We start from the raw sequence: 12,340 nt of genomic DNA on the forward strand, positions 1-12,340 counted from the left end.
CAGACTCCTCATACTCGCGAAGAAGATTTAATTTTTCTTCCTCACTGTAATGTTTGTACTTTTTACGCATAAGTTATACACATTTTTATGGTTATTAAATGTGTCTACTTATATCAGTATAAGTCAGCAAGTAGAAAAATCATCAAATGCCTTTGTCAATTCTTATTTTAAGCTTAAAAAGAAACATTTAGCACAACGAGAATCTTCGGCACACAACATTATTCTTAAAGCTGACAGACATTTTGATTTGCATATATTTGATATTCTCAATCTTTTTTTCGAATATTTGCATTAAAGGAAACACTATCTTTATTTTGCCATGGAAAAACACATTATATCCAATAACATATTCCGCGCTATTTGCCAGATACTGATTTTATTCTGTCCAATGAGTGAGCTTCAGGCTCAAAACATTATTCCGAAACCAAACAACATTGTCATGGGATCCGGTCAGTTTGAACTGAATAGTCAAACTAAGTTATATACCAACTTGAAAGGTCAGGAAAAGCTACTGATGGACAAGTATTTGCAAACACTTCCTTTCCACTTTACTACGGGTAAGGCAAAGGATAAAGCAAACGTAATTAAGTTATTGATAGAACCATTGCAAACACAAAACCAAGAGGCTTATCAGTTAAGCGTTACTCCTGAAGAGGTCATCATTAAAGGCAATGCCGGAGCCGGACTATTTTACGGACTGCAGACAATGACGCAATTAGGTGTCAGCCATACACCTTCTACGATGAACATTCCGTGTGCGATAGTGAATGACGAACCTCGTTTTGTCCATCGTGGCTATATGCTTGACGTATCCCGTCACTTCTTTGACAAAAACTTTATCATCAAAATGCTGGATATACTTTCTTTTTATAAGATAAATACATTCCACTGGCATTTGGTTGATACGGGAGGTTGGCGTATTCAAATAGATAAGTATCCGAAGCTGACCGAATTGGCTGCCTATCGTTCGTTCTCGGATTTAAATGATTGGTGGACAGACCATAACAGATTTTGCAAGAAAGATTCCATCGGGGCTTATGGTGGTTTTTATACCAAGCAGGATATAAAAGAAATAGTAGCTTATGCTACGGCACATCATATTAATATTATTCCTGAAATAGATATGCCGGGGCACAGTCGTGATGTTCTCTGGGCATATCCGGAGTTAGCTTGTCAGGATAAAAACGCAAATAACAGTAATGAACTCTGTATTGGCAACGAGAAAACATTCCGGTTCTGTGAAGACGTACTGATTGAAATTATGGAACTGTTTCCTTCAAAGTATATTCATATTGGCGGAGACGAAGCTAACCGTAATATATGGAAAGACTGTTCGCTCTGTAAGAAGCGGATGGAAGAAGAGCACATTACAAAAGTAGCCGACTTACAGAGCTATTTCACCAATAGAATGGAGAAGTTCTTGGCAAAGCACGGCAGAACAATGATTGGATGGGATGAAATCTTAGATGGCGACATCTCTCAAAATGCTGTGGTTATGTCATGGCGTGAAGAAGTTGACGGTGGCGGCGAAGCCCTAAGAAAAGGACACCGTGTCATCATGTCTCCTACGAGCCATTGTTACCTTGATTACTATCAAGATTGTCCTTACTTCGAACCTCAAGGACTATTGGGATACATTCCCTTGAAAAAGGTCTACAACTTTGAGCCCATGCCAACAGGAAATTTTGATCAATCACTGGTATTAGGCATTCAAGGCAATTTGTGGACAGAACATGTACCAACTATAAATAACGCAGAATACAAAACTTTTCCACGTATGCAAGCTATCGCGGAAATCGGTTGGACCCAACCCGAGTTGAAAGATTATGATAACTTCCGTACCCGTGCATTGTCCGCCATGGATTACCTGAAAGAGAAGAAGAACTTACATCCGTTTAATTTGCGGACAGAGATTGGTCCCCGTATGGAGTCCTTACAACCATGTACCAATCTGGCAAAAGGAAAGAAAGTGAATTATTTGGCTCCATACGATCCTTCTTTCGCAGGTTCAAAAGAAGCCACGCTGACTGATGGCTGGTTGGGCGACTGGAACGGAAACGGTGATCGCTGGCAAGGATTCGTAGGAAATATGGATGTAGTAATTGACATGGAGACACCGACAGAGATTCAAGCAATAGGATCATCTTTCTTGTTTGTCCCTACAGGAGGGCAATACTTGCCTGATTCTATAGAGATTTCTATTTCAAACGATGGGAAGACCTATAAGACATTAAAAAAGATCAGTGTAACCAGCGATTATTCTATTTTGTTCCATATCTACACTTTCGCATGGGCAGGACAGGAAAAAGCACGTTATATTCGTTATCATGCAACAAAACCTATCACTTGGGGGGATATCCTTTGCGATGAAATAATCATTAAATAATAAATATATGGACATGAAAAACATTTTTAGAAATGTAATAATGCTCTTTGCGGCATCATTCGGCATGAGTATCATCTGTGATGCTCAGATTATCCCCGCGCCACAGTACATGGCCCAAACAACAGGTTTGTTCTCTATGAACGAACAAACTAAGTTATACTCCAATTTGTCAGGTAAGGAAAAAGCATTGATGGCTGAATATCTGGGAACACTACCTTTTAAATTTGTTAAAGGTTCAGCGTCAGAAAAGTCGAACATTGTCAAACTGATAATTACTCCGCTACAATCAAAAAATAAAGAAGCTTATCAGTTGAGCGTCACACCTGAATCCGTTACGATTAAAGCAAATACAGGAACTGGCCTGTTCTATGGCATACAATCTCTGTTGCAATTGTCCACATCCGTTAATTCTTTGGAAGTTCCTTGCACAGAGATTACCGACGAGCCTCGCTTCGGCCATCGTGGCTTCATGCTCGATGTCAGTCGTCATTTCTTTTCTAAAGAGTTTATCCTTAAGCAGCTTGACATGTTGGCATACTATAAGATAAATACTTTCCATTTTCATTTAGTTGACGGTGGCGGATGGAGAATAGAAATAAAGAAATATCCCAAATTGACTCAAATGACAGCTTACCGCCCTATCGTTGATTGGGTTAAATTCTGGGATGAAGGTCGTTCTTTCTGCTCTAAAAACGATGCCAACGCTTACGGAGGCTTTTATACTCAACAGGATATCAAAGATATTGTTAAGTATGCAGAGATTCGTCATATCACTGTTATACCCGAGATTGATATGCCGGGCCATAGCAATGAAGTGCTATTAGCTTATCCTGAGTTGGCTTGTCAAGATCATGATTATAAAAGTAGTTTTGAACTCTGTATCGGCAAAGAAGAAACTTTTAAGTTCTGTGAAAACGTCCTGAAAGAGATTATGGATTTGTTCCCTTCGAAATACATCCATATAGGTGGTGACGAAGCTAACCGCGACCGTTGGGAGTCTTGCCGGAACTGTCAGAAACGAATGAAAGACGAACAGATTGATAATGTTGCCGAATTGCAGAACTATTTTACTGCACGTATAGAGAAGTTTGTCAATGCTCACGGAAGAAAGATCATCGGTTGGGATGAAATCCTTGACGGTCATGTATCAAAAAGCGCTACCATTATGTCATGGAGACCTTGGACGGGCAGTGCAGAGAAAGCTTTGGAAAATGGTCATGAAGTCATTATGAGCCCAACAGAAAACTGTTACTTGGATTTCTATCAGGCTAAAGCTTCTACTCAGCCTCGTGCTATTGGTGGTTTTCTCCCATTGCACAAAGTTTATGATTTTGATCCGGCTCCGGCTGGAACAAAAAACGCAGAAAAGATTTTAGGTGTTCAAGGCAATCTATGGACTGAGTTTATCGCTACTGAAGACTATGCTGAATATATGACTTATCCACGAGAAATGGCTATTGCCGAAGTTGGATGGACAATGCCGGAACATAAGTCTTTTCAGGATTTCTATAAGCGTGTAGTGAATGTTCAAAAGAAGATGAAAGCTAAGGGTTACAACTCTTTTGATAATGAAGCATATTGCGCTAAGAATGCTGAAGCATGGAAAGCAAAACATGTTATCATGATTGGTATTGACGGTTGGGCTGCTAAGAACTTCGAAAAAGATAACATGACTACCGTTCAGGAAATGATGAAGCACGGGAGTTGGACACTGGCTAAACGCTCGGTATTACCATCAGCATCAGCTATTAATTGGGCATCTATGTTTATGGGCGCAGGGACAGAAATGGAAGGTTATACAAAATGGAATACAAAATTCTCTGAGATTCCACCTATGGCACTAAACGCCCATCATATTTTTCCAACTATTTATTCTATTTTAAGAGAACAATATCCGGGTATAGAAACAGGCGTTACATTCGATTGGGACGGTATTAAATATGTCGTTGACAGTTTGGCTATCAACAAGGTGACATATATTCCAGAAGGAGAATCTAATCCGGCATTGGATACGGAGGAGGCTACAAAATATATTAAAGAAAGAAAACCGAATTTCTTAACAATTTATTATGGTGGTCTGGATGCTGCCGGACATAATAATGGTTGGTATACTAAACCGTATTATGCTTATGCAAAACGTTTAGATGAAGAAATCGCAAAAGTTATTCAGGCTGTTAAAGACGCGGGTATATATGATGATACTATCTTTATCCTAACTTCTGATCATGGTGGGATTGACAAAGGGCATGGTGGCATGACATTAGATGAAATGGAAACCCCATTCGTTCTTTATGGTAAGAATATCCGTGAGAATTATCACTTTACAGAAGCTATGATGCAGTTTGATGTAGCCGCTACCATCGCTTACATTTTTAACTTGGACACTCCACAAGTGTGGATTGGTCGTCCGATGAAACAAGTCTTTAAATAATGAAAAAATACATCTTATTATGCATAATCTGCTTGGCATGCAGTCTGAGTACTCAGGCACAACCCCTGCAGACTACTACAACCAATCTGTCCACTCTTGGAGTGACTCCGGAGAGCTTTGGCTGTAAAGGGGATAGTATCACTGATGATACAGAAAACTTACAGAAAGCAATAAACTTCTGTAAGGCGAATAAAAGGATGCTGACTTCATCGAAAGGAAAGATTTATGCTATTTCTCATCCTTTGGACATTACAAATCCCGGAGAGATGCAAATAGACTTTGGCGGAGCAGAGATTAAAGCGATCAAGCCAATGAAATACATAATCAATTATGACAATGGGAAAGATTTCGGTACTAATCATAATAATATCATCAATAACATCGTTCTCGACTGTAATAATATGAGCGGTGGATTTTATTGCCCAGCCGCTATTAAAACTTCATTCAACTTTATCATGATACGCAACTGTTCTAAGATTGCTTTCCAAGCTTTGGACGGTTATGAAATCTTTCTGACCAACTCTCATATTCATTGCAATGAAGAAAGAGGGACGTATGGAATTTATATCACTACAGGCGACAGTCATTTTGATAATGTGATAATTATTGATGCACAAACTGCTGTCTATCAGAAGACACAAGCTGTGAATTTCTATGATAAGATTCACGCTTGGGTATATAAAATGGCAGAAAGCACTGTATTTTTTGATGTAGAAGGCTTGGCTTTGCTGAATCAGTGCTACTGCGATACAGCAGAGAAAGGTTATGTAATGCATGCTTTCTCGATACTGAAACTTATCAATTGTCAATCATATAATAACACAGAATGTTATGATAGTCCAAATGATCCGGTACTGTTCTATTTTGCTAATGAAAAGGTTGTAAAGGAATCGAATGTGAGTTGTATAGCTTGTAACTTTAATTCAGGTGGAGTCAAAGGGACCAAACTGAGCAATTATGATACTCAGCGTATTCAATTCACTGATTGTTCCATTGATCCGTCAATTATTGGTAATCCGGGAAAGTTTGTTGCCAAGGCAGCAGAAGGTATAGAGCTCATAACAAATCAAGGAAATATAACCGATAATACGATGGGCTTTTTATGCCCGGATAGAGATAAAGGAAATCATATCTATCTGGACGCAAAAGTATTGTCGAACAACAAAGCAAATGAGATAAAGATAGCCATTCTACCCAAAGAATACACTCCTACAAATGATTCTTATGGCAGTTGTATAACCATTAGAGAAGACGGAACATATTCTCAAGAATCGGTAAAAATTAGTAAAACAGATGGAGCTGTCTACATTTACCCAAGCTATCAGAGAAAGAAACAAAGAGTGACGCAAGTGGTAATTGATATGAATTATAAATATTAGTTCTACGGGTAAACATCATCCAATTATTTTATAACTTATGTGACATAAAGAATCAAAAATGAAACAGATAGCACATTTTCTCTTTACCTTTTTAATACTTACAGTGCCATGTGTTCTGAATATAAAAGCACAATCTGTCAAAGACCCTTATCCTATTCGGGCAAAGCTTTATCCAACCTTGAATACATATTCATGGAATCAGTTAACTGAAACTAAGCCCTTTAAGTATACTCCGCCTTATACGATTAATTTGCAAATTCAACCGGTACATTCTCCAAGTTGGACGTATGTCCATCCTTTTATGGGAGTAACCAGAAGGTATGTATCAGAAGATTTGGTTAATAACGTAGAAAAAACAAAAGCAGCTCATAAACAAGATGATATGTTATTACAGTTTGCTTTTGATGATCCGGCTTTTATTCCCGATTTCAGACAGGTTAATATGCATCTGAAAGAGAACAAATATCTTGTTCCTTCAACTGATTACTATGCAAACGATATCTATTATCATATAGATTATGCTATGACACCCCTGAACGCAACACAGAACGTTCTTTGTGTTACTGTTTCGGTAAAGAATGAGGCATTCACAGAAAAGATTGCTAATGTACGCGCTAAATTAGGTTACTACCCGGAAGATGAAATATTCGACTATCACTATATTCCATTTTATTGGGATAATACAAAATGGAGACCATACGATAAGATTTCTTTGGAGAATAATGTAATTTTCAAAGAAGGGAAAAAGATTGGCCAAGTCATCTCCGAAAACATGGATGTAGAATGGGAGCAAGAAAAAACATATACCGATAAAAATTATGAAGATATGCTTTTTCCTCAGGTATGGTTCGGTTCTGGTTACGTACTTCCTCCTTACCGTTTGAAAAACATTCAAGATGTGATTCATGCACATAAGCAGATTAAGCCAAATGAGGTTGTTAGTTTCTATATCAAACTATTAATTGATGATATGAATGCAACTGATGAGGAATATAACCGGTTGGCTTCACTTACTTCCTCACAAATCGAAAAAGAAGCTATTGAAGAATATAAAAAAGAATTGGATGGTGAGACTGCTCAAATGAATTTTAATAAAAATAATTGGTCTGATATCTTTTCTACCATGCAATTAGGCATTAAGCAAATGTTGATTAAATATCCAAATAAGAAATTTTATCAGACTGCTCAAGGAGGTACATCTGAACGCTTCAATTGCTGGAACTTTGAGGCAGTTCACATGTTACGTTCTATGCTTCGTACCGGTCAATTTGAAGATGTAAGAAAAGGGCTTGATTTCCTATTCTCTTTGCAGGATGCTAATTGTCCTCCTATAGGAAAATTTACCACAACTGCAGGTTCCGTTGGAACAACTGGTAACCGTTGGGCTAACTCCACCGGTATGGCATTAGTATTAGCTTGTGATTATTACCTGTATACCCACGACGAGAGCTTTGTGAAAGAATACCTTCCTAAAATTTTAAAGGCAGTTCATTGGATTGAAGGTGAAGTAAAGGCTACTCGTAAGTTGAATGCCGATGGATCACGTCCAAAGACTTATGGTTTGATGCCATGGGCTGTAGGTTGTGATGCTGATGAGGGCTTTTGTGTGTCCGATACAGACATATTTTCTTTCTGGGGATTTAATAAAGCTGTCACTTTCTTAGAAGATATAAGAAATGCAGAAGCTCCTATTTTACGTAAAGAATTAGATTTATATCATCAAGACCTATTAACTGCTATTAATTTGTTAAAACGTCCTGATGGATATATTAACCGAATCATTGTAGAAGATGGTGTAAAACAAAACATCCAACCTAAGTTTGAAATATCAGACGCTATGACTCCTATTGTTTTGGTTGGTATTATGAATCCGGAAAATGAAACATTCATAAACTATATGCACTTTTTTGAAAATAATTTCTCGGATGGAGAGTTTATGGGAGCTTTAGACAGAGAGATTATGTATACGAACCAATGTGAACACAATTGGCAACAAGCATATTTAAAGTTGGGAGAATGGAAGAAAGCATTCATGTTATTTCAGACTTGTCTGCAATATGGTATGTCGCCCGATTGCCATCAGACAGCAGAACGTTTCTCAAAAAGAAATCCGGCTTTTGCTCCTTGGCAGCCGAATGGAAGCGCAAATGGACGAATAATAGATATGATGCTTAATTCGTTCTATTTTGAAAACAATCAAAATATGGTTACCCTATTGGGAGCTATGCCTTTTGAATGGTTGTTTGAAGTGGAACATACTTCTATTAAGAATCTGTTTACATTAACAGGTAAAACTAATATGGCAATTGACAAAATAAATGACTCCACAATTACATTGAAACTGACATCAGATAATTTTTTACCGGAAACAGTTCGTATTCCTGAATATTATCACGCTACTACTCATGCAGCAAAGAGAATTTCAAACGATACATTCAAATTGAATGATAACTTAAAAGAAATAATATTTACACTAAAAAAATATGATTAAACGAGTCTTGAGTTTATCATTCGTATTACTTTTGTATAGCATAATACTCCCTGCAGCTAAACCTGATAAACCATGGAAAGGGAAACGAATAGCTGTGTTAGGCGATTCTATGAGCGATCCTGCTCATATCGGTACAACAAAGTGTTACTATGAGTTTTTGGAGGAGCTTATGGAAGTTAAATCAACTTCGTATGCAAAAAATGGGGCACAGACAAACTTTCTTCTTGATGAAGCAAAGCAAGCATACGAAGATCAACAGAAAAATGGTTTTATTTATGATTTAATTCTTATTTGGGGAGGAACAAATGATTTCCGTGGAGCTGTCCCATTAGGTGAATGGTATACTTACGATTATCTTCAAACAAATTCTAATGGAAAGACGGTAACTCTAAAACATCGCACACCATATATGACTATGAATTCGTTTCGTGGTCGTTTAAACTTCTTACTACAATATCTGAAGAATCATTTTCCTGATACACAAATTGTAATTATGACTCTGACACATCGTGCTTTCGCTCAGTTCGATGATAATAATATTCAACCGGAGGAATCTTTTGCTAACAGCCTCGGACTCTTTATTGATGATTATGTAAAGGCAATTAAAGAGAGCGCGAATGTGTGGGCTATCGATATCATTGACTTGAATGCAAAAAGTGGTTTGTTTCCATTAGATAATGCCTATTCTAAATATTTTCATAATGAAAAGACGGATAAATTACATCCGGGAACACTGGGACATTATAGAATAGCCAAGGTTATAGAAGCTGCTTTGCAAAACATCGCAACAGATATTATTTTAGAAAAATAATTGCGTAAAATAAAATACTATGAAACGTTTTTCAGAATTGATAAGTATTGCACTTATTGGAGTATTGTTTACACAGTGCTCTGACAAAATAGTCCAATATCCGGAATTACGCCTTTGGTATCAACAACCGGCTGTCGATTGGAATGCCGCGTTACCTGTTGGCAACGGCCGTTTGGGTGCAATGATATATGGCAATCCATTCATCGAGCAGATCCAAGTGAATGAGGAGAGTCTATGGGGTGGCTCACAAGTTAACTCAAATAATCCTAATGCTTTGAAAAATTTAAAAGCTATTCAACAAGAATTGCTGGACGGTAAATTACAGGAAGCTTTTAAGTTGGCTACAGATAACATGATTGGTATTCCTCCCCGCATACGCTCTTATCAAACAATGGGAGATATCTTCATTGACTATGGAGTGAAGGACACAACAAATTATATTCGTCAGTTGGATTTAAATACAGGTGTCCACACAACAACATTCACCTCAAATGGGGTAGAATATACAGAAAAGATTTTCGCTTCTGCTCCTGATAATGTAATCGTTATCAATGTAAAAGCTAATAAGAAAGCCTCTTTGAGTCCGAAAATTAAACTTCGTCGAGACAAAGACGTAACTATTAAGGCCATTAAAGATGAATTAGTTATGGAAGGGCAGATTATAGACCAAGCAGATTCGACTTCCGGTCCCGGCGGTGCTCACATGAAATTTGCAGCTAAACTGAAGGTTTTCTCTAAGGACGGTAATATTATTGCCGAGCAAGACAGCATACTGTCTGTTTCGAATGCTGACGAAGTGACTTTATTGTTCACTGCAGCCACTGATTATAACTTGAGTCAGTTGAATTTCGATCGCTCAATTAACCCTTCTGCTGTTTGTGATGCTATCATTGCCAATATAAAGAAAATCAATTATCTGTCACTTTATAAAAAGCATGAAAAAGAATATGGATATATATATCATCGTGTATCATTAACTCTTGGAAATAAGATCAATAAACCTACAGATAAGCGATTGGAAGCGGTGAAGAATGGTGCTGAAGACTCCGATTTAGTTGCTTTATACTTCCAATACGGTCGTTATCTGCTAATGAGCAGTTCACGTTATCCCGGTGCCCTCCCTGCTAATTTGCAGGGAATTTGGAACAAAGAATACGTTGCGCCATGGAATTCCGATTTTCATACCAATATTAATCTACAGATGAATTATTGGCCGGCAGAGGTAACCAACCTGTCGGAAACAGTTCTCCCTTTATCACAATTCTTTAGCTATCTGCAAAAAACCGGAAGTATAACTGCCCGCGAAACTTATGGCGCACGTGGCTGGACACTTCATCATGTTACTGATCCTTTCGGGCGTACAGCCGTGATGGATGGAATATGGGGAGCATATCCTATGGGCGGTCCTTGGATGACATTCAGTTTTTACGAACATTATGCGTTTACTGGTGACAAAACATACCTGAAAGAAATCGCTTATCCGCTAATGAAAAGCTCTGCCCAATTTGTTCTTGATTTTCTTATCAAGGATAAAGAAGGACAATGGGTAACAGCACCGTCAAATTCTCCTGAGAATAGGTTCTATGATCCTAAGACTGGCCTTGAAACAAATATGACTTATGCTGCTACCATGGACATTGAGATTATCAATGAACTTTTCAAGAATTGTATTCATTCGGCTAAAGCATTGAATATTGATGAGGCTTTCCGCGATACACTTAAAAATGTAATGGCAAATCTTCCTCCTGTTAAAGTTTCGCCTACTACCGGAGGTATTCAAGAATGGATTGAAGATTACAAGGAAGTATGGCCCGGGCATCGTCACATGTCTCATTTACTTGGACTTTATCCCGGAACAATGATAACTCCAATCGCCCCGAAACTCTTCCAAGGTGCTAAAACTACTATTGAGAAACGATTATCTGCAGGCGGTGGTCATACCGGTTGGAGCCGTGCATGGATCATTAATTTCTATGCCCGTTTGTTGGATGCCGAAAAAGCTCATGAACATGTGAATGCACTATTAAGCAAATCTACTTTGAGCAATTTGTTTGATAATCACCCGCCTTTCCAGATTGACGGAAACTTCGGTGGTACATCGGGCATTGCAGAAATGCTTATACAGTCACATGCCGGATATATTCAGTTACTCCCAGCCCTTCCAAAAGAATGGAGCAAAGGATCTTACACCGGTTTGAAAGCCCGAGGAAACTTTGAGATTGGTTGCTCATGGACAGATTCAAAGTTGACCAATGCAACTATTAAGTCTGTTAAAGGAAACCATTGCAGCATTCTTTATACTCTTCCGTTTATTGTAAAGAAAGGAAAATCTAAGGTTTTGGAAGCTGTTAAAACTGACATTGCCGGCACAACCTACTATGAAGCAGAATTCCCTACTCAAAAAGATGAAGAATTTGTTATTACCTTAAATTAAACTGAAGAGAAAACAAATCTATTGTTTATTCGCTATATTATTACTTTATAATACTATGCTTGATGCAAATCTATGGGTACGTATCATTTGCTTAAGTCATGCGGATGAGTTGACAAGTTCATGCGGATCACTTTATTCGGCTATATGTATTCATGACTTTACCTGATTTTACTAGACACTTTTTTCCTTGCCATACTGATTCCCTATACACCATCGAGCAACCCGTGCTGTTTTGATAGACAGTGCAAGAAAACCGGACATGCAGAGTCCAGGGTTTGCTTGTTTGCTAAAACCGGATACCCCTCAATGGGGCATTCCGGTTTTTGACCGTCAAGGGCACCGGTTTACACCTTCCTCCGGACTTGCCGTTTGCCCCGGTAAAGTTACGATGTTTTTCCCATCCGTGTC

The 12,340-nt window shown here is 38.1% G+C and carries 6 protein-coding genes; all 6 read left to right on the plus strand.

Annotated features, from left to right (window positions below):
• The first annotated feature begins 319 nt into the window (after window positions 1-319).
• Genes LO761_RS12260 through LO761_RS12285 form a run of 6 tightly spaced genes read left to right on the plus strand, consistent with a single transcriptional unit; the run spans window position 320 to window position 11,932 of the window.
• A complete protein-coding gene (locus LO761_RS12260) occupies window positions 320-2,386 on the plus strand; it encodes a glycoside hydrolase family 20 protein (RefSeq protein ID WP_272818570.1) in 2,067 nt (688 codons plus the stop codon).
• A 13-nt stretch (window positions 2,387-2,399) separates the two neighbouring features.
• On the plus strand, window positions 2,400-4,817 hold the full coding sequence (locus tag LO761_RS12265; protein ID WP_272818571.1) for a family 20 glycosylhydrolase: 2,418 nt from the start codon (window positions 2,400-2,402) through the stop codon (window positions 4,815-4,817).
• A complete protein-coding gene (locus tag LO761_RS12270; RefSeq protein WP_272818572.1) occupies window positions 4,817-6,196 on the plus strand; it encodes a hypothetical protein in 1,380 nt (459 codons plus the stop codon). The genes LO761_RS12265 and LO761_RS12270 overlap by 1 nt, the downstream gene beginning before the upstream one ends.
• A gap of 58 nt (window positions 6,197-6,254) precedes the next feature.
• Window positions 6,255-8,687: a glucosidase family protein gene (locus tag LO761_RS12275; RefSeq protein WP_272818573.1), complete on the plus strand. Its 2,433-nt coding sequence runs from the start codon at window positions 6,255-6,257 to the stop codon at window positions 8,685-8,687.
• On the plus strand, window positions 8,680-9,498 hold the full coding sequence (locus tag LO761_RS12280; RefSeq protein WP_272818574.1) for an SGNH/GDSL hydrolase family protein: 819 nt from the start codon (window positions 8,680-8,682) through the stop codon (window positions 9,496-9,498). The genes LO761_RS12275 and LO761_RS12280 overlap by 8 nt, the downstream gene beginning before the upstream one ends.
• Before the next feature lie 19 nt (window positions 9,499-9,517).
• Entirely contained in the window at window positions 9,518-11,932 is a 2,415-nt protein-coding gene (locus LO761_RS12285) for a glycoside hydrolase family 95 protein (RefSeq protein WP_272818575.1), read from the plus strand.
• Window positions 11,933-12,340: the final 408 nt, after the last annotated feature.

Origin of the sequence: Phocaeicola oris (assembly GCF_021295095.1) — a bacterium.
Lineage (GTDB): Bacteria > Bacteroidota > Bacteroidia > Bacteroidales > Bacteroidaceae > Phocaeicola > Phocaeicola oris.